At 67.8% G+C, this 19,069-nt stretch carries 24 protein-coding genes and 1 pseudogene; 17 read left to right on the forward strand and 8 right to left on the reverse strand.

Annotation, left to right across the window (positions count from 1 at the left end; all coding sequences use genetic code 11):
* Positions 1 to 24 precede the first annotated feature (24 nt).
* The 11 genes and pseudogenes from DEQ67_RS11820 (at position 25) to DEQ67_RS11870 (ending at position 10,818) form a co-directional block, all read left to right on the forward strand.
* Complete coding sequence (locus tag DEQ67_RS11820) at positions 25 to 1,104, forward strand: deoxyhypusine synthase (protein ID WP_004062654.1); 1,080 nt, start codon at positions 25 to 27, stop codon at positions 1,102 to 1,104.
* 129 nt (positions 1,105 to 1,233) lie between these two features.
* On the forward strand, positions 1,234 to 1,923 hold the full coding sequence (locus DEQ67_RS11825; protein ID WP_115891462.1) for a helix-turn-helix domain-containing protein: 690 nt from the start codon (positions 1,234 to 1,236) through the stop codon (positions 1,921 to 1,923).
* A gap of 101 nt (positions 1,924 to 2,024) precedes the next feature.
* Positions 2,025 to 2,359 (forward strand): annotated as a pseudogene (locus DEQ67_RS11830) (amino acid transporter); the annotation flags it as partial.
* A 108-nt stretch (positions 2,360 to 2,467) separates the two neighbouring features.
* Positions 2,468 to 3,562: a hypothetical protein gene (locus DEQ67_RS11835; RefSeq protein ID WP_115860936.1), complete on the forward strand. Its 1,095-nt coding sequence runs from the start codon at positions 2,468 to 2,470 to the stop codon at positions 3,560 to 3,562.
* Between the two features lie 290 nt (positions 3,563 to 3,852).
* A complete protein-coding gene (locus tag DEQ67_RS11840) occupies positions 3,853 to 5,547 on the forward strand; it encodes an L-lactate permease (RefSeq protein WP_049921570.1) in 1,695 nt (564 codons plus the stop codon).
* Between the two features lie 69 nt (positions 5,548 to 5,616).
* A complete protein-coding gene (gene hpt, locus DEQ67_RS11845) occupies positions 5,617 to 6,162 on the forward strand; it encodes a hypoxanthine/guanine phosphoribosyltransferase (protein WP_115803027.1) in 546 nt (181 codons plus the stop codon).
* 166 nt (positions 6,163 to 6,328) lie between these two features.
* Complete coding sequence (locus tag DEQ67_RS11850; RefSeq protein WP_006601296.1) at positions 6,329 to 7,717, forward strand: uracil-xanthine permease family protein; 1,389 nt, start codon at positions 6,329 to 6,331, stop codon at positions 7,715 to 7,717.
* A 130-nt stretch (positions 7,718 to 7,847) separates the two neighbouring features.
* A complete protein-coding gene (locus DEQ67_RS11855; RefSeq protein ID WP_004062661.1) occupies positions 7,848 to 8,663 on the forward strand; it encodes a hypothetical protein in 816 nt (271 codons plus the stop codon).
* An 82-nt stretch (positions 8,664 to 8,745) separates the two neighbouring features.
* Positions 8,746 to 9,588, forward strand: a complete 843-nt coding sequence (locus DEQ67_RS11860; protein ID WP_115803029.1) for an ion transporter — start codon at positions 8,746 to 8,748, stop codon at positions 9,586 to 9,588.
* Between the two features lie 181 nt (positions 9,589 to 9,769).
* Positions 9,770 to 10,009: a hypothetical protein gene (locus DEQ67_RS11865; protein WP_006601294.1), complete on the forward strand. Its 240-nt coding sequence runs from the start codon at positions 9,770 to 9,772 to the stop codon at positions 10,007 to 10,009.
* Between the two features lie 89 nt (positions 10,010 to 10,098).
* Positions 10,099 to 10,818, forward strand: a complete 720-nt coding sequence (locus tag DEQ67_RS11870; protein ID WP_115860938.1) for a fumarylacetoacetate hydrolase family protein — start codon at positions 10,099 to 10,101, stop codon at positions 10,816 to 10,818.
* Positions 10,819 to 10,879: 61 nt separating this feature from the next.
* On the opposite strand, the gene DEQ67_RS11875 is transcribed toward DEQ67_RS11870, so the two are convergent.
* Positions 10,880 to 11,098, reverse strand: coding sequence for a hypothetical protein (locus DEQ67_RS11875; RefSeq protein WP_004062665.1), 219 nt, complete (start codon positions 11,096 to 11,098; stop codon positions 10,880 to 10,882).
* Between the two features lie 138 nt (positions 11,099 to 11,236).
* Here DEQ67_RS11875 and DEQ67_RS11880 point away from each other — a divergent pair, with 138 nt between their 5' ends.
* Positions 11,237 to 11,845 carry a translation initiation factor IF-2 subunit beta gene (locus DEQ67_RS11880; RefSeq protein ID WP_004062666.1) on the forward strand — a complete coding sequence of 203 codons (609 nt, stop codon included), beginning with the start codon at positions 11,237 to 11,239 and terminating at the stop codon, positions 11,843 to 11,845.
* 140 nt (positions 11,846 to 11,985) lie between these two features.
* Here DEQ67_RS11880 and DEQ67_RS11885 read toward each other — a convergent pair whose 3' ends face one another.
* A complete protein-coding gene (locus DEQ67_RS11885) occupies positions 11,986 to 12,216 on the reverse strand; it encodes a hypothetical protein (protein WP_004062667.1) in 231 nt (76 codons plus the stop codon).
* Positions 12,217 to 12,312: 96 nt separating this feature from the next.
* Here DEQ67_RS11885 and DEQ67_RS11890 point away from each other — a divergent pair, with 96 nt between their 5' ends.
* Both DEQ67_RS11890 and DEQ67_RS11895 read left to right on the forward strand, forming a co-directional pair.
* Positions 12,313 to 13,158, forward strand: a complete 846-nt coding sequence (locus tag DEQ67_RS11890; RefSeq protein WP_115860940.1) for a helix-hairpin-helix domain-containing protein — start codon at positions 12,313 to 12,315, stop codon at positions 13,156 to 13,158.
* 120 nt (positions 13,159 to 13,278) lie between these two features.
* Positions 13,279 to 13,707, forward strand: a complete 429-nt coding sequence (locus DEQ67_RS11895; RefSeq protein ID WP_115860942.1) for a universal stress protein — start codon at positions 13,279 to 13,281, stop codon at positions 13,705 to 13,707.
* Between the two features lie 138 nt (positions 13,708 to 13,845).
* Here DEQ67_RS11895 and DEQ67_RS11900 read toward each other — a convergent pair whose 3' ends face one another.
* Complete coding sequence (locus DEQ67_RS11900; protein WP_004042127.1) at positions 13,846 to 14,118, reverse strand: hypothetical protein; 273 nt, start codon at positions 14,116 to 14,118, stop codon at positions 13,846 to 13,848.
* A 249-nt stretch (positions 14,119 to 14,367) separates the two neighbouring features.
* On the opposite strand from DEQ67_RS11900, the gene DEQ67_RS11905 reads away from it, so the two are divergent.
* The 3 genes from DEQ67_RS11905 (at position 14,368) to DEQ67_RS11915 (ending at position 15,763) form a co-directional block, all read left to right on the forward strand.
* Entirely contained in the window at positions 14,368 to 14,808 is a 441-nt protein-coding gene (locus DEQ67_RS11905; protein ID WP_004042126.1) for a hypothetical protein, read from the forward strand.
* Between the two features lie 206 nt (positions 14,809 to 15,014).
* On the forward strand, positions 15,015 to 15,314 hold the full coding sequence (locus DEQ67_RS11910) for a winged helix-turn-helix domain-containing protein (protein ID WP_004042125.1): 300 nt from the start codon (positions 15,015 to 15,017) through the stop codon (positions 15,312 to 15,314).
* Positions 15,311 to 15,763: a hypothetical protein gene (locus tag DEQ67_RS11915; protein WP_004042124.1), complete on the forward strand. Its 453-nt coding sequence runs from the start codon at positions 15,311 to 15,313 to the stop codon at positions 15,761 to 15,763. The genes DEQ67_RS11910 and DEQ67_RS11915 overlap by 4 nt, the downstream gene beginning before the upstream one ends.
* A 49-nt stretch (positions 15,764 to 15,812) precedes the next feature.
* Here the strand turns inward: DEQ67_RS11915 and msrB are convergent, their stop codons facing one another.
* The 5 genes from msrB to DEQ67_RS11940 form a co-directional block, all read right to left on the reverse strand.
* Positions 15,813 to 16,214, reverse strand: a complete 402-nt coding sequence (gene msrB, locus DEQ67_RS11920) for a peptide-methionine (R)-S-oxide reductase MsrB (RefSeq protein WP_004042123.1) — start codon at positions 16,212 to 16,214, stop codon at positions 15,813 to 15,815.
* Positions 16,215 to 16,277: 63 nt separating this feature from the next.
* A complete protein-coding gene (locus tag DEQ67_RS11925) occupies positions 16,278 to 16,694 on the reverse strand; it encodes a hypothetical protein (protein ID WP_008606181.1) in 417 nt (138 codons plus the stop codon).
* 10 nt (positions 16,695 to 16,704) lie between these two features.
* Positions 16,705 to 17,409: an RAD55 family ATPase gene (locus tag DEQ67_RS11930; RefSeq protein WP_004062671.1), complete on the reverse strand. Its 705-nt coding sequence runs from the start codon at positions 17,407 to 17,409 to the stop codon at positions 16,705 to 16,707.
* Between the two features lie 86 nt (positions 17,410 to 17,495).
* Entirely contained in the window at positions 17,496 to 18,272 is a 777-nt protein-coding gene (locus DEQ67_RS11935; RefSeq protein ID WP_004062672.1) for an aldo/keto reductase, read from the reverse strand.
* Positions 18,269 to 19,009 (reverse strand): HAD family hydrolase, encoded by a 741-nt coding sequence (locus tag DEQ67_RS11940; RefSeq protein WP_115803032.1) that lies wholly within the window; start codon positions 19,007 to 19,009, stop codon positions 18,269 to 18,271. Before DEQ67_RS11940 ends, DEQ67_RS11935 begins: the two co-directional genes overlap by 4 nt.
* Positions 19,010 to 19,069: the final 60 nt, after the last annotated feature.

Raw genomic sequence — 19,069 nt, forward strand, 5'->3', positions numbered from 1 at the left:
CGCTCGGCCGACGCACTCCCTCGCATGAGCGACCACGACGATGACGGCTACGAGATGCCGGACCGCGAGGAGTTCCAACACGACCCGCTGGGCCACGCCGAGGTCCGCGGCGGTATGACCGTCGGCGAGTTGGTCGAGCAGTACGGCCACGCGGGCATCGGCGCGGCCGACGTACACGAGGCCGCCGACATCTACGCCGAGATGCTGGCCGACGACGACTGCACGGTGTTCATGTCGCTGGCCGGCGCGATGGTCCCGACCGGGATGCGCAAGGTCGTCTCCGACCTCATCCGCGACGGCCACGTCGACGCGCTGGTGACGACGGGCGCGAACCTCACCCACGACGCCATCGAGGCCATCGGCGGCAAGCACCACCACGGACGGGCCCATCCGGACCCGTCCAGCTCCCCCTCGCACGGCTCGCGGGAACACGGAGCCGAGCACCACGGCGAGAAGACCGAACGCGAGCACGACGAGACGCTCCGCGACGAGGAGGTCGACCGCATCTACAACGTCTACCTCCCGCAGGAGCACTTCGCGCTGTTCGAGTCGCACCTTCGCGACGAGGTGTTCCCGGCGCTGGAAGCGGAGGGGACCGTCAGCATCGCCGCCCTCTGCCGCGAACTCGGTCGCGCCAACAGCGAGGTCAACGACCGCGAGGGAATCGAGGAGGACGCCGGCGTCGCCGCCGCGGCCTACGAGGCCGACGTGCCCATCTACTGTCCGGCGGTGCAGGACTCCGTCCTCGGCTTGCAGGCGTGGATGTACTCGCAGACCTCGTCGTTCTCGCTGGACGCGCTGGCCGACATGACGCCGCTGACCGACCTCGCGTACGACGCCGACACGGCCGGCTGTCTCCTCGTCGGCGGCGGCGTCCCGAAGAACTTCACGCTCCAGACGATGCTCGTCACGCCCGGCGCGTACGACTACGGCGTCCAGATTACGATGGACCCCGCCGCGACCGGCGGGCTCTCGGGCGCGACGCTCGACGAGGCGCGCTCGTGGGGCAAACTGGAGAAGGACGCCCGCAACACGACGGTCCTCGGCGACGCGACCATCATGCTCCCGCTGCTCGTCGCCGCGGCGCGCGAGCGAATCGAGTAACGCCGCGAGGTACCACGACCGGCCGCAGACGGGCGCGACTGCCGCGGCCGTCCGCCCTCTCGGCCGTCGCGGCCCGTCGCGTCAGGTGGGATACCTTTTTGCCCGGCGAGCATCCTTCCATGCCAACGAATGGCACGAAAGGGTGCGCAGGGCGTTCGCGTCTGTCTCGACATCTGGCACCCCGACTGCTGGACGCTCCAAGTGACCGCGGAGACGAGCGGCGGCCTGCTCGGTTACGGCGTCCACGAGATAGACGGCCTCGCCAACGGGCGTTTCACCGCCTACGCCGACACGGTCGAGGAGGTGGACGACCTGCTCGCAGCCGTCCGCGAGTCCCCACTGACCGAGTCGGTGTGGGAGACCGACGACCACGACGGCGACGCCGGGGTGCCGGGGAGCGCGGCCCGCGGCATCGTCGTCCGCTACGACCTCGGGAACTCCATCAACGACGCCCTCGTCTCCCGCGGGTTCATCCCCGACGAGCCGGTTCGGATGGAGGGCGGCTGCGAGCGCTGGACCGTGCTCGTCCACGAGACGCGCCAGACGGTCCACGAGCGGCTAGAGGAGATTCGAGCGGAGCGAAACGCCGACATCGACGTGGAACTCATCACCGCACCCGAAGACGGCGGCGGCATGTTCCGCACCGACGCGCTCTCCGAACGCCAGCGCGAGGTGTACGAGTTGGCCCGCCGCCGCGACTACTACACGTGGCCCCGCGAGGTGAGCGCGGCGTCGCTGGCGGCGGAGTTGGACATCTCGAAGGCGACGCTCCTCGAACACCTCCGGAAAGCCGAATCGAAACTGCTCGGAGACTACTGACGCCGCGTTTCGGTTCTCCGGGCCGAAAGCCGACGGGTCGGCGCTCACCCCACTCATGAGAGGGAGGGGTACTTTACGCGACAACTGACCCATGTGATAGCATGTCATCGATAGACGTGAACGACGGACGGAGCCTCTCGCGGGACATCGGGTTGTTCGGCGCGGTGAGCACCGTGGCGCGGGCACCCTCGGCGCGGGGCTGTTCGTCACCCTCGGCACGGCGAGTTCGACGACGGGACCGAGCGTCATCCTCGTCGTCGTCCTCTCGGGGCTGCTGGCGATGAGTATCGCGCTCAACTATGGCTGGATGACGACGATTTTCCCCGGCGCGGCGGGGTCGTACGCCTACGTCTCGGGGGCGTTCGACAGCCGCCTCCCCGGGTTCGTGGTGACGTGGTCGAAGTGGCTCGGCTACATGGCCGCCGACGCCGCCGTCCGATTCCTCGGCTGAGGCGGCGTCCGTGCCCGCTCCCGAGGCCGCGCGTTCTCAACGCCGAGAACCGGGCGCAAACACCTAACAGCCTCGCCCGGCACCTCGGACGCAATGACAGCGCCCCGTCTCACGTCGGTCGTTTCGGACCGCACCGACGTCGAACTCGCCGCCGTCTTCGAGCGCGTCTGGAGGGCGCGGGGCTACCAGACGCGCGTCCGCTTCCGCGGTCCTGACGTGCACGTGGACGCTGTCGGGAAGACGCCCGAGGGCGCGAAACGCGAGCTCCGAATCTGGATGACGTCGACGGGAACTGTCACCGCGGACAAGGCGAGCGCGTTCGTCCGGCGGTGCGAGCGCGCCGGTATCGAACCCTACGTGGCGGCGGTCGGCGGCGGCCGCGTCGCACCCGACGCCCACCGCCCCGGGCTCGTCGTCCTCGACGCGCCGGCCATCGCCGTCGAAATCCGCGAGACGGGCGTCGAGTCGTTCGTCCGCGACCTCGCCGCCGAGGGAGACGGTGCGAGCGACGGCGAGGGCGGGGGTCTCGGCTCCGAGGGCGACGACGACGCCGAAGACCCAGAAGACGATGAGGCCGACGAGAACGACGCGGCCGACCGACTCACCCGCCGCGAGGCACTCACGAAGGTCGGCACCTACGTCGCCGGCGGCCTCGTCACCTACCTCGCCGTCGAGCGCGTCTCCGATTTCGTCCAGCGGTCCCCGAAACTCCGCGCCGCGGTCGCCCGCCGTGTGGCGTGGCTCGACGCCCGCCTCCCGGACGTGCGCCTCCCGACCGTCGAGTGGTCGGTCCCGACGCCACAGCCGCTCTCGGAGGAGTCGACCCTGCCGAACCGAACGACTGCGGTCTCGACGCCGGCGAACGCGACGACGATTCCTTACGCCGACCTCCGGGAGCGCCCCGAGACGTACACGGGGACGGCCGTCACCTACGCCGGCCGCGTCGAGGAGACGATGGAACGCGACGAGGTCCGACTGGCGCTCGTCGCCGTCGAGGACGACCGGGGGCGACTCAGCGGCGACGTGGTCGCTCGCTGGCCGACCGGCCGGTTCTTCGACGACGACATCGGCTTTCGACTGCTCGCCGACGAGCGCGTCCGGTTCTGGGGCGTCGTCGCCGGCGAAGGCTCGATTTCGGGCGGCGTGCAGTATCCCCGCATCGACGTGTCCGTGTTAGAGAAGTCGTGAGTGAGTCGGTTGCGGGGCGGGCGAGACCGATGGTGATTACTCGGTTGCGAGGCGAGAGCGAGGTGGCCGATGACGACGGCACCGTTCCGAACCGAACTAGGCACTCGGTGATGCGGAGCCCTATGAGTGCCGAGGCCACTTTCTCACTCGAAGTCCATCAGCCCGTAGCCTGTGTCACGCGACCCGGTGACTTTGTCGCTCGACTCTCTTAAGCCTGCTTTCGGTTCGACGGGACAGAGAACGGTGCGCGTACTACAACAAACTCGGTCACAAACACACAGAAAGACACAATGACTTCAGTCGTGATTTTGGCACTCGCGGCGAGCGTCCCAATCGTCGTCGCGTTCGTCCTCCTCGCCGGGCTTCGGTGGTCGGCGGCGCGGTCGATGGGGGTCGGGTGGGTGTTGGCGACGGCGCTGGCGTTCGCAGTGTGGGGTATGGAGCCGACAGCGTGGGCGGGAGCCGCGGTGTACGGCGCGCTTGAGGGGCTCAACATCGTCCTCATCGTCTTCGGGGCGATTCTGCTCATGAACTACTTGGAGGTCAGCGGCTCCATCGAGACGATTCGGTGGTACTTCCGCCGGCTGGAGCGCGACCGCCGCATCCAGTTGCTCCTCATCGGCCTCGGCTTCGAGACGATTATCGAGGGCGTCGCGGGCTTCGGGACGCCGGGAGCGCTGGCCGCGCCGCTGTTTATCGGCCTCGGCTTCCCGCCGCTGGCGGCGGCGGTGTTCGGGCTGTTTTTCAACGCGCCGAACCCGCAGTTCGGGGCCGCGGGGACGCCGATTATCGGCGGCGTCAGCCAAATCGAGTCGATTCTCCCGGCGGCGATGGCGGGCGGGCCGTTCCGGCAGTTAGTCTCGGCGTGGACCGGCGTCATGACCGGGCTGACGTTCGCGTTCTGGGGGCTCCTCGGCGTGTTCCTGCTGGTCTACTGGTTCGGTGACGACGACGAGCGGTCGGTTCGCGGGGCCGCGCGAGCCGCCGCGCCCATCGCGCCGTTCGCGCTCGTCCTCGGCGGGCTGACCGGCGCGGTGCAGCTCGCCGTCGCGTGGTTCATCGGCCCGGCGCTCCCCGATATCGCCGCCGGGTTCGCCGTCCTCGCCGTCGGCGTCGTGATGGCCGACCGGGGCGTGCTCGTCCCGTCCGAGCGATGGACGTTCCCCGACCGGCGGGGCTGGCTCGACGAGTGGTTAGGCGGCCTCGACCCGTCGTCGCTCGACACCGAAGAACCGCGAAAGCGGATGCCGGTCTGGATGGCGTGGGCACCGTACGTCGCCGTCGCGCTCGTGTTACTGGTCACGCGCTGGCCGACGCTCGACCTCGTGTCCGTCTTACAGGGGTTCACGGTCGGCCCCTACCGGATATTCGGGTACGAGACGATGGAGTGGTCGCTGGCGTATCTCTACCTCCCGGGGACGATGCCGTTTCTCCCCGTCGCCGTCCTGACCGGCCTGTTCTACCGGATGGACGCCGGCGAGATGGCCGACGCCTGGGTCGAGTCCGGGCGGCAGGTCGCGACGGCGGCGGTGACGCTCGTCGTCGCCGTCTCGCTCACGCAGGTCATGATTCAGTCGAGCATCAACCCCACCGACACCGTCGGGATGATGAACGTCCTCTCGTTGGTGTTAGCCGAAGGGGCGGGGGCGGCGCTTCCCGTCGTCGCCCCGTGGATCGGCGCGCTCGGGACGTTCGTCACCGGGAGCAACACCACGTCGGACATCCTGTTCAACGCCCTGCAGTACAACGCGGCCGCCGACGTCGGTATCTCCCGCGCGCTCGTCGTCGCTATTCAGAACGTCGGCGGCGGCGTCGGCAACATGATATCGGTCCTCAACATCGCCGCCATCTCCGGCGTCATCGGCATCGCGGGCCGCGAGGGCGACATCCTCCGGAAGGTGGTCGTGCCGACCGTCGTCTTCGCGCTGTTCGTCGGTGTCGTCGGGTCGCTTCTGGTCTACGTCGTCGCCCCCGGCGTGTTCTAGGCGGCGGTGGGGCGACGCCGGTCCCCGAGAGAGCGAACCACTTTTGGGCCGATTCGTGAAACGGACCCCATGCAGCGACTCGAGGAGTCCCTACACGAAGCGCCCATCATCGACAAGGACGGTTACTCCTACCTCGTCCATCCCATCAGCAACGGCGTGCCGATGCTCGACCCGCAACTCCTGCGCGAGGTCGTCGTCGGCATCACCCGCGCCGCCGACCTCGACGTGGACAAAATCGTCGCCCCGGAGGCGATGGGAATCCACATCGCCACCGCGCTCTCCCTTCAGACGGACGTGCCGCTCGTCGTCATCCGCAAGCGCGAGTACGGCCTCGACGGCGAAGTCGCGCTCCACCAGACGACCGGCTACTCCGAGTCGGAGATGTTCATCAACGACATCGAAGACGGGGACCGCGTGCTCATCGTGGACGACCTGCTTTCGACCGGCGGAACGCTCGCGGCCATCTGCGGCGCGCTCGACGACATCGGCGCGGAGGTCTCCGACATCGTCGTCGCCATCCGGAAAGTCGGCGAGACGGCGCTGGACGACACCGACTACGAGGCGACGAGCCTCGTGGACATCAGCGTCGACGAAGAGGGCGTCGAGATTCACTGAGCGGAGCCAGTTGCGGTCGGTGCAGTCGGTGCAGTCGGTGCGATGTCAGTTCCCCCACTCGCCCGTCAAGTATGCACGTCTGTGTCCAATACCTCGAACCAAGTGCAGTGAAATACGCTCGAACGCGAAACTATTATTGAACGGGAGTCGCTCGTGGCGAGTACAGATGGCAGACGAGAGCGGTGAACTCGGCCTCGAATACGAAATCGACGACCGGCCACCGTTGCTGGAGTCGATTCTCCTCGGGATACAGCACGTCTCGGTGATGATCGTCCCGGCGACCGCTGTGGCGTTCATCGTCGCGGGCGCGGTCGGTCTCGGCGTCGCCGACACGGCCTACGTGGTCCAGATGGTGCTCCTGTTTTCGGGGCTCGCCACCGTGGTCCAGGCGTACGCCGTCGGGCCGGTCGGCTCGCGGCTCCCCATCGTGATGGGGACGAGCTTCACCTTCGTCGGCGCGGCGACGACCATCGGCGTCGACTACGGCCTGAGCGCGGTGTTCGGCGCGATTCTCGTCACCGGCTTCCTCGTCGAGGGACTCATCGGCTGGCAGTTCGACCGCATCAAACCCTTCTTCCCGCCGTTGGTGACGGGCCTCGTCGTCGTCATCATCGGTCTCTACCTCGTCCCGGTCGGGATGGACTACGCCGCCGGCGGGGTCGGTGCCGCCGACTACGGCGCGACCCACAACATCGGCCTCGCGGCGCTCGTCCTCGGGGTCGCCATCGCGCTCAACCTCTTTACCGACGGCATCACGCGACTCCTGAGCACGCTCGTCGGCATCGCCGTCGGCTACGCGGTCGCCGTCCCGCTCGGCGTGGTGGACTTCTCGCCCGTCGCCGACGCGGCGTGGTTCGCGATTCCCCGCCCCGGGGCGTTCGGCGTCACCTTCGAACCCGTCCCCATCGTCACCTTCGCGTTCCTGTTTCTCGTCTCCGCGATGGAGACCGTCGGCGACATGTCCGGCATCACCGCCGCCGAGGGACGCAACCCGACCGACGAGGAGTTCCGCGGCGGCCTCTTTACCGACGGTCTCATGAGCTCCGTCGCCTCGGTGTTCGGCGCGTTCCCCGTCACCTCGTTCTCGCAGAACGTGGGTATCGTCAACTTCACCGGCGTGATGAGCCGCTACGTCGTCGGCATCGCGGGCGTCGTCCTCGCCGTTCTCGGCCTCAGCCCGAAAGTCGGCGCGGCGGTCGCGACCATCCCGAGCGCCGTCTTCGGCGGCGCGGTCCTGCTCATGGCCGGCATGGTCGCCGCCAGCGGCGTCCGCCTCGTCTTCCTCCACACGAACCTCGACCGCCGCAACATGGTCGTCGTCGCCGCCTCGCTCGGCCTCGGACTCGGCGTCGCCACGCGACCCGACGCGCTCTCGGGGCTCCCGCAGGCCGCCGCGACGTTCTTCGGCGAGCCGGTCATCGTGACCGCGCTGACGGCGCTCGTGCTCAACACGCTCGCGCCGGGCGACCAGAGCCCGCTTTTCGACGCGGCCGACGAGTCGGTCGCCGCGGACGCCGCCGACGGCGCGGACGGTCGCGCGTCAACCGACGACTGACACGCATCGAACAGATGGTAACTGGTTCCGGTTTCAACGGGTGGGTTATAGTTCGTGTCTCACGACTGTCGGGAAAGAGTCCGGATTACCGACGAGTTCATTTCTGTCCGCAGCCTTACCGGTGTACGAGATGAGCGAGCAGCGGGTCACATTCAACGGGGATACGCGGGTGCTGTACCGGCAGGCAGTCAGAACGCCGCTGCCGAACGAGGACGCCGAGCGGCTGTTTCACGAGAACATGATGAACATCGCGGACGCCCAAGAGCGGAAGGCGGATATGCTCGCCGACCCCGACATCTCCCTGCTCGAAGCCTACGAGACGCAACTCGAAGGGATTGCCAAGAGCTACAAGCGACGCTGTCGACACATCGCCGGCGACGACTACGAGGAGATTGCGATGGCGTACAACCGCGGGGAGCGCGACGACCGCGTCGGCGCGCTCACGGCCTACTACTTCGAGGGGCTCTGGCGGATGCAACAGCGAATCACCGTCACCGATATGCTGTTTTTCCCCATCATCCTGCGGTATCCCGACTGCTTCACCGTCAACATCCGCTTCGCCAGCGGCCACACGACCACGGAGTCCGTCCTCTACGAGTCGCCGGAACACTCCACCGAGGAACTCGACGACGAGTACGCCGAGCGCTACTACAACGAGAGCCTCTACTCGCAGAAGGAGGCCGCCGAGTACATCAGAGACACCGCGGAAATCATCCGCGAGGAGTTCCCCAGCCCCGACGAGTCGACGTTCGAGGAGCGACAGTACGGCGGTATCACCTCCGCCGGCGGCCGGAAGGGGCCGGTGTTCTCGTCGATGCTCAAGCGGGTCGAACCGGACCCGAACCGGTTTTCGGAGCCGGTCGACCAGCCGACGCTCGTCGAGGAGGGCAAGGAGGCCCGGCGGACCGAGCGTGAGCTACTCCCCGAGGGCGCTATCGTCCTCTGAGACGGTCGCCGCCGGGTCCCCCCGCCGTCGGGCCATCACCTCGCGGACGACTGTATAAGTAGCCCAGCCCCGAAGACGGTGTATGGACGGTCACGCGCGGAGGTCGCGCCGCGAGACGCCGCGGGACGTGGTCAGGTTCTATCTCCTCGACCATCGAACCGCGGTCGGCAAGGCCATCGACATCGCGCTCCTCGGGCTCAACTTGCTTTTCGTCGGGGTGTTCGTCGCCGAGACCTACCCGCTTTCGGCGTCGGTCCAGTCGACGCTCTGGTCGGTCGAGGCCGCCGTCTCCATCGTGTTCCTCGCGGAGTACCTCCTCCGACTCTACGGCGCGCGGGACCGGACCGCCGAACTGCTCAACGTCTACTCGTTCGTCGACCTGCTGGCTATCCTGCCGACGCTGGCGGTGCTCGTGCTTCCCGTCTCGTCGGTCGCCGCCAACATCGGCTTCCTGCGGGCGATTCGCGTGGTCCGCGTCCTCCGGTTTTACCGCTTTACGCGCGACGAGGAGTTCTTCTTCGGCACCGTCTCGGTCGGGACGCTCCGCGTCATGAAACTGCTGTTGACGGTGCTCACCATCTTCTTCGTCGCCGCGGGGATGTTCTACTCGTTCGAACACCGGGTGAATCCCAACATCGGGTCGTTCGGCGACGCCTTCTACTTCGTCGTCGTCGCGCTCTCGACGGTCGGCTTCGGTGACATCGTCCCGGTGACCGAGGCGGGGCGGTGGGTGACGGTCGCCGCCATCCTCGCGGGCGTCATCCTCATCCCGTGGCAGGCGAGCAAAATCGTCAAGGAGTGGGGCCACCGCGACAAGGTCAACGTCACCTGCCAGAACTGCGGGCTGGCCTACCACGACGCCGACGCCTCGCACTGCAAGTCCTGCGGCCACGTCATCTATCAGGAGTACGACTCGCGGGAGTGAAGGCGAGGCTCCGGCCGGGCAGACGGTTCGCGGGCCGAGAACGCGCCCGCTGTTCGAACATGAATATTTATTATAGATTGGTCTGTACTGCCGGGTACAACAATGTCGGTCGTACGCGTACGTCGCTAACTCTTCTCGTCGCCGCACAGCCGTCCGACCGACCCGAACCCATCCCGAAATCGTGAGCACACACGCCACCCCGACCTACGAACCGACCCTGCGAACCGACCGCGAACGGTCCGCCGAACGCGAGACCACTACCCCCGACCGCGCCGCCCCTGTCGACCCCGCCGACTCCGCGTCGGGCGTCGCCCGGTGTCAGCGCCAGTTCGAATCGACGCGCACCGAGCGCATCCACAACCTCGTCGACCGCGAGAACCGGTCGATGCCCCGGATGAATCGGGCGTCCGCGACCGACTGAGTCGCGGCGGCGGCCCGCGCGTCCGGTTTTCTCGTACCCGCTTGCGGAGACACGTCGCTTGAAGTGAGTGGCCGACGCAGGGGCGAGTAATGCGATTGGCACGGATTCGAACCGACGGCGGAGTGGTCTCGGGCCGGTACGACGACGGCGTCGTGACGGCCGACGGCGAGGAGTACGAAGTCGGCGTCGACGCCGAGTTGCTCGCGCCCTGCGAACCGACCGCGCTCTACTGCGTGGGCCGGAACTACGCGGCGACGGTCGACCAGATGGACTACGATATCCCCGACCAGCCCGACTGGTTCATCAAGCCGCCGGTGTCGGTGCTCGACCCCGGCGCGGACATCGAGTACCCCGACTGGACCGACGAGCTGACGTACGCCGGCGAACTGGCCGCCGTCATCGACCGCGAGTGCTCTGACGTGGCCGAAGAAGACGTGGACGAGGTGGTCCGCGGCTACACGATTCTCAACGACCTCGACGCGCTCGACCAGCCCGGCCGAACGGCTCGAAAAGCGTTCGACGGCTCCGGGCCGCTCGGCCCGTGGATTGAGACCGACGTGGAGCCGTCGAACATCGACATGACGACCCACGTCGGCGGCGAACTCCGGCAGGAGGCCAACACCGAGCGGATGCTCTTTTCGCCCGCCGAAGTGGTCTCGTTCCTCTCGGAGCGCTACACCTTCCAGCCGGGCGACGTGATTTCGTTCGGCAGCCCGGCGAATCCCGGACTGGTCGAACCCGGCGACGACGTGGAAATCTGGTACGAGGGCGTCGGCACGCTCACGAATCGCGTCGTCGACGGCGAGTGAGGTGGCTGCCGGCGACCGATTGCGGGCGGTGGCGGTGGCCGGCGGCCGTCAGTCGCCCGGCTCAGTTCAGCGCCTCGACCTCGTCGCCGAGGTCGGCCGGTTCGTCCACGGGGCCGTTGACGAACAGGCCGTGCGCCATCACGACCGCGGCGAGGGCGCTGAAGCCGACGAGCGTCGTCTGCGGCTCCATCGGCGTGAGTTGGCCGACGACGACGCCGGCGAGGAGGCTCCCGAGGATGCCGAGAAGTACGAGGTCGTAGTACTGCCACGTGTAGCCCATGACGAGTCGTTCGAGGGCCAGCGCCGAAGGCGTGGCGTTCGGTTCCGTCGTCGGAGATGCTGAAACGAAGTCGGCGCGTCGGTGCCGCGGCAAAGACGGTCACGGAACGGCTATACGTCGCCAGACACTCGAACCCCTATGGAGTATCAGACTGCGCTCGACCGAGCGCTCAACGTCCTACCGGAACGAAACGTCGAACAGGAACGCCTCACGGTGCCGGATCCGTCCGGCGAAACCGACGGCGCGTTTACCCGCCTCACCAACCTCGGGGAAATCGCGGACGCGCTCTCGCGGACGCCCGCGCACCTCCACAGCGCCATCCAGCGCACGCTCGGGACCAGCGGCCAGTTGGAAGGCGACCGCGCCCGATACAGCGGGTCGTTCTCCATCAACGACTTCGAGGAGGCCATCGACGGCTACGTCGAGGAGTACGTCATCTGCTCGGAGTGCGGCCTGCCGGACACTCGCCTCGTCACCGAGGACGGCGTCGACATGCTTCGCTGTGAGGCCTGCGGTGCCTTCCGCCCGGTCCAGAAGCGCTCCAGCGTGAGCAACAAGCGCCAGCGCGAGGCCGTCGAAGAGGGTCGTACCTACGAGGTCGAAATCACCGGGACCGGCCGCAAGGGCGACGGCGTCGCCCAGCGCGGGAAGTACACCATCTTCGTGCCCGGCGCGCAGGAAGGTCAGACCGTCCGCGTCTACATCAAGAACACGAGCGGGTCGCTCGCGTTCGCGCGACTCGCCTGAATCGGTCGCACGCGTCGCGCCGACGCGCCGGACCACGAGTCGCTCGGCGACCGACTGCCGCGCACAGTCTCATATTCTCTCGCCGCGGTCGCTTCTTTCGCGGGCCGGATTACCGCCGTCGCGACGCCCGCGAGACGCAGTTATGCGTCGTCGCCTTCGCTGTCGTCGCCGTCACCGCCGCACCGACCGCGGAGGCCGACGAGCGCGACCAACAGGAGCACCGCTCCCTCGACGCGCGCCGCCGTCGTCACCCACGGTTTCGCCGTCATCTCGCCGCCGTCCTCGTAGGCGAGGCGCGTCATCACGGCGACGAGTTTATCCGGAACGAGCAGTTCCACCAGACCGAACGCCGCCAACAGGGCTCGGAGCATACCCGAATATCGGCGCGGAATCGGTGAAAAACCGCCGTTCGTTCTCACACAACGGGAGCGGCAACACTCATTCTGCCCTGAAGCCAATGATTGATTATGAAAGTATACCTCACAGACGGAACCAGCTTCGAGTGCGGCGGCTACAAGGCGCTCGACTCCGGCGGGGTCGTCCTCACCGCAGACAGGAAGCGCAAACAGGTCGTCGGCTACGTGCCGGCGGACGCGCTGGTCTACGTCCTCCCCGACGACGTGGCACCGGGCGATTCGCTCGCCGATGCGGACGACGGCAACGGAGACGAGCCCGAAGACGACGACGCCGACACCGATGCGGACGACGCCTCCGAAGATGACGAAGACGAAAACGAGGGCGAAGCCGACGAGGCCGGCGACGGCGAGACAGACGACAGCGGCAGCGACGACTCCGACCGGACCACCGTCGAAGCCGGGGTCGACCCGGACGTGGCCGGCGTGACCGGCGTCGCCGACGAGGAGACCGAACACACTCACGACGACCTCGCGGCGCGCATCGACGAAATCGACGGCCGAGTTGACGGTCTCGACGGCCGGGTGGACGAGATGACCGAACAGCTCGCGGCGGTCGTCTCGGCGGGCGGCGTCGATGCCGAGGAGGCCGAAGAAGCACGCGACCCCGAGGACCCGCGGAACATCCGCGGCATCGGCGAGGCGTACGCGACCCGGCTCCGGGCGGCGGGCATCCACACCGTGACGGCGCTCCGCGAGGCGTCGGACGAGGAACTCGCCGCCGCCGCAGACGTGTCGGCGCGGCGGGCCGCCGACTGGAAACGGCGGGCCGAGCGGTACGCCGAGCGACCGGCGTCGGAACGCGAGGCCGAACCGGAAAGCGACGCGGCAACCAAGTCCGAAACTGACGCGGCCAGCGACCCCGAGACAGACGCCGACGACGCGACCGGTGACGGATAGCCGCCTGCACCGCACCCGTCTCCGGAATCGCGTCTCCCCGGTCGAGACTCGTCCCGCGTAGTTCCCATCGCGCGGGAACTGGCGAAGAGGGTGATACTGTCCCCGCCTAATCCCCAGTTGATGTACGACACAATCCTCGTGCCGATAGACGGGAGCGACTCGATGCAGCCGGTCGTCGAAGACGCCGCGGAACTCGCCGCAGAGCGCGACGCCGCCGTCTCCCTGCTCTACGTCGTCGACGAACGAGCCTTCTTGACGCTCGCCGACGAGCGCGTCGACGAGGTGTACGAGGAACTCAGGTCGCAGGGCGAGGCCGCGCTCACCGAGGCCGCCGAGACGATGGCCGAGTACGGCGTCGACGCCGCCACCGAACTCCGCCGCGGCGACCCGGCCGAGGAGATTCTCGCGTTCGCCGAGAAGATAGACGCGGCGCTCATCTCGATGGGCACCCACGCCCGGTTCGAGGACAACATCCTCGGAAGCGTCTCGCGGTCGGTCGTCGTCCAGTCGAAGATACCCGTGCTCGCCACCCCCATCGAACGACAGTAATCCGGCCGCGCCGGGTGGGCGAACACGTCGCACCACCGAAGCGGGTTCCGAGGTCCCGCGTCTCGCGTACTCTTCTGCGGTTTCCCGAGTTCGACCGACCTTCGAGTCTCGCCGCGTGCCCCGGGGTCAAACCGCGATTCAGAGCCGAAGGAGCAACAGGAGGACGCCGAAGAACGTCGAGGCGGCGCTGATGAGCAGCAGGCCGCCGCTGAGGACCAGCGTGCCGCCGTCGAACGCCGGGGTCGCCCCGCTGACGGCGACGTTCATCACCGTCAGGCCCGCCGAGAGGTCGGCGACGGGAGCGAGGACGGCGATACAGAACGTCACGAGACCGGCGACGACGAGGGCGTACGGCGTGAACGGCGGGCCCCGCCGTGTCGGGTGACGACTGGCCGGGTAGCTGCGAGACATACAGCACGTACGTCGCCACCCTAGTTTGGTACGTGTCGACTACCCACAAGGCGTGTGCGTTAGACCCGTCCTACCGCCGCGAAAGCGGGCTTCTCGATGCGTCGTGCGCGCCGGCAGTTCGTCCGCGCCGGGCGAGCGGTTTTCGGCGTAATTTGGGCCTAACCCCGGGCGGATTCACGACCGACTCGTGTTCGAGTTCGGAAAATCCTCTTTTAACCCCCCAACGACCGGACAGACGAGGAACGAATCATGAACAGACTCACAACGCTCGGGGTGGCGTTCGTCGTCGCCTCGCTCGTCTTCGCGGGGACGGTCGCCGCCGCCGGCGGCCTCGCGGCCCAGACCCACGCCTCGGAGACCGTCTACGCGACCGACGGGACCGCCGTCCGAGCCGCCGGCGGCTGGCACGGCCCGTTCAACGGGTCCGCGAACGAAACCCGATACGCCCCGGGCGACCGCCTGCAAGACCGCTACGACCTGACCGACGAGCAGACCGACGAGGTTTGGACGCTCGTCGCCGACATGCGCGACGACGGCGCGACGGCCGAGGAGATTCGGACCGCCGTCGACGAGCAACTCACCGAGTTCGGCGTCGACACGTCGACGCTCGCCTGCGACGGCGGTGGCGGCCCACGACAACACGCGGGCGGCCCCGGCGCACCCGGCGGCTTCGGGCCGCGCGGTAACTAACCCCCGTGTCCCTCGCTGACGCCCCTGTGTCCCTCGCTGACGACTGCCCCCCAACGCGACCGGCGCACTCCCTCAGTCCCCATGCCGAACACACCCACTCGCCCGACTCCCGCCACACACGACTCCACTGCGGGCCGCCGAAGACGCGGAGCCGAGGCCTGCCGTTTTATTACGTCCGGATTTGACGAGTTAGCCGGATGCGACGTGTGCTGTGGTGGCTTATCGGCGGGTCGCGCGGGGGACGAAACCGCCTGCGAATTATCCGCGCGCTCGACGACATGCCGATGAACGCCAACCAACTCTCGAACGAACTCGACCTCGACTACAAGACCACACAGCACCACTTGGAACTCCTCGTCGAGAACAACGTGTTGATGACTATGGGTGACAACTACGGAAAGACGTACTTTCTGACCGACCAGATGGAAGCCAACCTCGACGTACTCGACGAGGTGGCTCGAAAGGCCGACTTAGACGACGTGACGGTCGGAGGTGACGACGCGTGAGCGACACGTCCAACCGCGACCCGGTTCGGCGGACCGCGGTCGTCGTGGGCGTCTCGCTCGCCATCGCGGCGCTCGTGACGTGGTTCACGCCCGACCTCGTGGCGTGGTTCGCCCCCGACCTGTTCGGCCCGCACAAGCCGGGCGGCCACGGCGGTCCGCCCATCCCGGACCTGTTCATCCAGTTGAAGCTGTTCGTCTCGACGTACAACCTCGTCGCGCTCGGCTTCCTCGCGGGAACCTACGCGATGCTCTACCGGGAGCTGCCGAACCGCTTTACGCTGAGCTTACTCCTCTTTACGGCGGCGCTGCTCCTGTACGCACTCACGTCGAACCCGCTGGCGTCGCTGTTCCTCGGGTTCAGAGGCAGCGGGCTGGGACCCTTCACGTTCCTGCCCGACCTGTTTGCGGCCGTCGCCGTGACGTTCCTCACGTACCAGAGTTCGGCGTGAGGAAGGCGGGGTGGTGTTCGATGGTTGGGCGTTCTGGTTCTGTCGACGCTTAGTTCTCGTCCGCCTCGAAGTCGAGCGCGACCGAGTTGATACAGAAGCGCTTGCCGGTCGGCTCCGGTCCGTCGTCGAAGACGTGCCCGAGGTGGCCGTCGCAGGTCGAACAGACGACCTCGGTGCGGTCCATGCCGTGGCTCAGGTCGCGCCGAAGCTCGATGTTCGAGTCCTCGGCGGCGTAGAAGCTCGGCCACCCGCAGTTCGAGTCGTACTTCGTCTCCGAGTCGAACAGCTCGGCCCCGCAGCCGGCGCATCGGTAGACGCCGTCGTCGCTCCGGTCGACGTGCTCGCCGGAGAACCGCGGCTCGGTCCCCTGTTCGCGGAGGACGCGATAGGCGTCCTCAGAGAGTCGCTCGCGCCACTCGGACTCGGAGAGGCTGAATTCGCTGTCGCTCATGCGTCGAGAGAGGGTTCGGACGCCCAAAGGTTCGTCGGCTACCCGCGTCGGCCGTGTGGCCGGCTACCCGCGTCGGAGGAACTCCGGCAGCCGAATCCGAGAGAAGTCGTCGCCGCCGCCGTCGAGGGCGGACGCCCGACCGACGGCGTCGGGGATGCCCTGTTTGTCCGTCGGCTTCTGCATCGTCACGTCGGCGCGACCCGTCGTGGCGGGCGTCGTCTCCTCGTCGACGAGCGCCTCCCACACGTCCTGTTTCGAGTCGTACTCCGACTCGTTGCGGGCGACGCGCTGTTTGCCCTCCTCGAAGGCGAGCTGGAGGACGCTCCGACCGTAGGCGGTGCCGGCCTGCCGGCGGATACGCTCGAACTCCCCGCGGTTCGGGTGCCCGAGCGCGCTGGAGACGCCGAGGGCGTACATCCGGCGGATGGCCTCCTCGTCCGAAATCGTCCGCCAGTCCGTTCCGAAGACCCGTTCGTACATTGTTGTTACCTCAGAGGTCGACCTTCGACCGGGGGTCGACGACCAGTCCGTTGTCGGTGAACTCGAGCGACCGGATGTCGCAGTCGATGTTCGTTCCGCGCATCTTGATGACCTGAATGCCGCGTGTCATCCCCGTCGCCTCCAGATAGTTGTGGAAGAACACCACGCCGTGGGCGAGGAAGTGCTCGTCGGAGTACGACGAGGGGTCCGTCATCTCGGAGATGAGAAGCGTCGTGGCGTCGCCCTGCTTGAGCGCCGTCAGAAACCGCGTCATCTCCTCGGAGCCGTTGGCGAAAAACAGCCGAAGCAGCATCGTCGAGTCGATGACGAGGCGGTCGACCTGCCGGGAGTTGACGAACGCGACGATTTTGTCGGTGAGGCTCTGGACGCTCGACGACCCCCCGGTCTGTGAGAACTGATTGAGGATGTGTTTCCCCTTCGGGCTCACGAGGTTGATGAAGCGAAAGCCCTCGGAACTGGCGAGCGTCTCGAAGCCGAAGTCGAAACTCGACATGTCGTTGACGAGTTCGTCTTCGGTCTCGTGCATGGTGATGTACATACACTTCTCGCCGTTGCGAAGTCCCTCGGCCATGAACTGCGCCGTGAACGTCGTCTTTCCGCTCCCCGGCGGTCCGCTCAGGACGTACAGTCGGCGCGGAAGGAAGCCACCCTGAATGAGCTCGTCGAACCCGCTTACCCCACTCGGAATCCGCATGGTCGGACACTCGCCCGCCGTGTTATAATCGTTCCGGGACCGGTATCGAAATTGAGACTTCGAGACGGCACCGAGCGGCTGAACCGTCACTCGGGGAACAGTTCGACTTCAGATTCGATACTGTCGATGGCCGCCACGTCGGCCGCGTCGAGTTCCAGCGAGACGGCGTCGAGGTTCGCCCGGAGGTGGCGCTCGCTCGACGCCTTCGGGATGGGACACAGCCCCTTCGCGGCCAGCCACGCGAGGCTCACCGCCTCGGGCGTCGCGTCGTGTTTCTCCGCGACCGCGACGACTTCGTCCACGTCGCGGACGCGGCCCCCCGAAAGCGGCGAGTACGCGACCACGTCGTAGCCGCGTTCCTCGGCGTGGTCGAGGAGTTCGGAGCGCTGGAACAGCGGGTGGTACTCCGTCTGGTGAGCGACGAGCGGCGCGTCGAGCAGGTCGAGCGCCTCGTCCAACTCGGCGGCGGTGAAGTTGCTCACGCCGACCCCGCGGGCGAGGCCGTCGTCGACGAGTTCGTCGAAGGCCGCAAGCGTCGCCTCGGGGTCGTAAGTGTCGATGGGGCGGTGGACGTACAGGAGGTCGACGGAGTCGGTTCCGAGCTTTTCGAGGCTCTCGCGGGTCGTCCGGCGCACGTCGGCGGGCGCGAGGCTGTCCGCCCAGACCTTGGTGGCGAGCGTCACGTCCTCACGGGGGACGTCGGCGGCCGCGAGCGCGTCGCCGACGACCGCCTCGTTCCCGTAAATCTGCGCGGTGTCGACGTGTCGGTAACCCAACTCCAGCGCCGTCGTCACGGCGGCGGCCTCGTCGGGCGTGTCGAGGCCCATCGTCCCGAGACCGATGCGGGGGAGCGAGGCGGTCATCGGGACGACGCACCGCCCTCGCGGCCGCCGTCGGCCGCGGGGTCGGACGGTGCGGACGCGCCCGCCTCGCCGGCCGCGACCGGGACGCCGTCGAGTTCGAGCAGGTCGTCGAGGCCGGCGATTTCGTGGGTCGGGTCGGGCGTCGGCGTGTGGTCGGCGCGGTGGCCCCGACGGATGAACGCGGAATCGACGCCCGCGGCCTCGGCGGCGGCGATGTCGCTGTCGCTGTCGCCGACGAACAGCGGCGACTCGACGCCGAGGTCGGCCATGGCGCGTTCGAGGTAGTAGGGTTCGGGCTTCTTGCGGTGGAGGCTCGTCATCGAGGGCTCGCGGCCGTAGGCGGTGCCGAACAGGTCCGCGGCGTCGAGGTGGTCGACGACGAAGTCGATGGTCGCCTGCTGGTTGCTGGAGACGATGCCCATCGGGGCGTCGATGCGGCGGAGCGCGTCGAAGTCGTCGTAGGGGACTTTCCGGCCGTCGGCGATGGCCCGCCGTTGGGCGGCCGACTGGCGTTCGTCGCGGACGCGGAACAGCGCCTCGGGGTCGAGGCCGTAGGGCTCGGCGGCGGCGCGCACGTCCTCGGGCGTGACGTGGATGACCACCTGCTCGACGTGGTCCGGGTCGGGGTCCGAAACGCCGAGTTCGTCGAAGGCGTCCCACGTCGCGTCGCGGAGGGGAGAGAGTTCGACGAGCGTCGTCAACACGCCGTCGTGGTCGAAGATGACCGAGTCGTACATACACGGACTCCGGCGGCGCGACGTGAATCGTTTTCGCCTCCGGGCGCGGTCGCGGGCGCG

The organism is Haloferax sp. Atlit-48N, from assembly GCF_003383015.2.
In the GTDB taxonomy this organism is placed as follows: domain Archaea; phylum Halobacteriota; class Halobacteria; order Halobacteriales; family Haloferacaceae; genus Haloferax; species Haloferax volcanii.

Bases quoted from the DNA above. Each gene is read 5' to 3' on its own strand.
- DEQ67_RS11820 (WP_004062654.1), top strand. From the start codon at position 25: ATGAGCGACCACGACGATGACGGCTACGAGATGCCGGACCGCGAGGAG.
- DEQ67_RS11825 (WP_115891462.1), top strand. From the start codon at position 1,234: ATGGCACGAAAGGGTGCGCAGGGCGTTCGCGTCTGTCTCGACATCTGG.
- DEQ67_RS11835 (WP_115860936.1), top strand. From the start codon at position 2,468: ATGACAGCGCCCCGTCTCACGTCGGTCGTTTCGGACCGCACCGACGTC.
- DEQ67_RS11840 (WP_049921570.1), top strand. From the start codon at position 3,853: ATGACTTCAGTCGTGATTTTGGCACTCGCGGCGAGCGTCCCAATCGTC.
- hpt (WP_115803027.1), top strand. From the start codon at position 5,617: ATGCAGCGACTCGAGGAGTCCCTACACGAAGCGCCCATCATCGACAAG.
- DEQ67_RS11850 (WP_006601296.1), top strand. From the start codon at position 6,329: ATGGCAGACGAGAGCGGTGAACTCGGCCTCGAATACGAAATCGACGAC.
- DEQ67_RS11855 (WP_004062661.1), top strand. From the start codon at position 7,848: ATGAGCGAGCAGCGGGTCACATTCAACGGGGATACGCGGGTGCTGTAC.
- DEQ67_RS11860 (WP_115803029.1), top strand. From the start codon at position 8,746: ATGGACGGTCACGCGCGGAGGTCGCGCCGCGAGACGCCGCGGGACGTG.
- DEQ67_RS11870 (WP_115860938.1), top strand. From the start codon at position 10,099: ATGCGATTGGCACGGATTCGAACCGACGGCGGAGTGGTCTCGGGCCGG.
- DEQ67_RS11875 (WP_004062665.1), bottom strand. From the start codon at position 11,098: ATGGGCTACACGTGGCAGTACTACGACCTCGTACTTCTCGGCATCCTC.
- DEQ67_RS11880 (WP_004062666.1), top strand. From the start codon at position 11,237: ATGGAGTATCAGACTGCGCTCGACCGAGCGCTCAACGTCCTACCGGAA.
- DEQ67_RS11885 (WP_004062667.1), bottom strand. From the start codon at position 12,216: ATGCTCCGAGCCCTGTTGGCGGCGTTCGGTCTGGTGGAACTGCTCGTT.
- DEQ67_RS11890 (WP_115860940.1), top strand. From the start codon at position 12,313: ATGAAAGTATACCTCACAGACGGAACCAGCTTCGAGTGCGGCGGCTAC.
- DEQ67_RS11895 (WP_115860942.1), top strand. From the start codon at position 13,279: ATGTACGACACAATCCTCGTGCCGATAGACGGGAGCGACTCGATGCAG.
- DEQ67_RS11900 (WP_004042127.1), bottom strand. From the start codon at position 14,118: ATGTCTCGCAGCTACCCGGCCAGTCGTCACCCGACACGGCGGGGCCCG.
- DEQ67_RS11905 (WP_004042126.1), top strand. From the start codon at position 14,368: ATGAACAGACTCACAACGCTCGGGGTGGCGTTCGTCGTCGCCTCGCTC.
- msrB (WP_004042123.1), bottom strand. From the start codon at position 16,214: ATGAGCGACAGCGAATTCAGCCTCTCCGAGTCCGAGTGGCGCGAGCGA.
- DEQ67_RS11925 (WP_008606181.1), bottom strand. From the start codon at position 16,694: ATGTACGAACGGGTCTTCGGAACGGACTGGCGGACGATTTCGGACGAG.
- DEQ67_RS11930 (WP_004062671.1), bottom strand. From the start codon at position 17,409: ATGCGGATTCCGAGTGGGGTAAGCGGGTTCGACGAGCTCATTCAGGGT.
- DEQ67_RS11935 (WP_004062672.1), bottom strand. From the start codon at position 18,272: ATGACCGCCTCGCTCCCCCGCATCGGTCTCGGGACGATGGGCCTCGAC.
- DEQ67_RS11940 (WP_115803032.1), bottom strand. From the start codon at position 19,009: ATGTACGACTCGGTCATCTTCGACCACGACGGCGTGTTGACGACGCTC.